A 276-nucleotide genomic window follows, 5' to 3' on the forward strand; every position below is an offset into this window, starting at 1 on the left:
CTACTAACCCGTTCCCTTGGATGAGCGAGATCATGGACTTGAAGAAGGAGAAGAACTTCTTTGAGACTCGGGTTATCGAGTACCAGACTGGTGGTGCTCTGAGCTGGGATTGATGCCAAGTTTTTGACATGCTATAAGTGAATTCCCCTCATGGAGAAAGGGAATTTTAAAAGCCCTGCCATGCAGGGCTTTTTTTATGGAGAATAATATGGCAAAGGTTATCACGCTATACAATCACAAAGGTGGCGTCTCTAAGACAACCACAACATTCAACCT

The 276-nt window shown here is 44.2% G+C and carries 1 protein-coding gene; it reads left to right on the forward strand.

The features are described from left to right. A partial coding sequence (locus FQ668_RS29120; protein ID WP_238346834.1) for a hypothetical protein occupies positions 1-113 on the forward strand: 113 nt, incomplete at its 5' end. Positions 114-276: the final 163 nt, after the last annotated feature.

This window comes from Pseudomonas sp. Kh14 (genome assembly GCF_900291005.1).
GTDB lineage: Bacteria > Pseudomonadota > Gammaproteobacteria > Pseudomonadales > Pseudomonadaceae > Aquipseudomonas > Aquipseudomonas alloputida.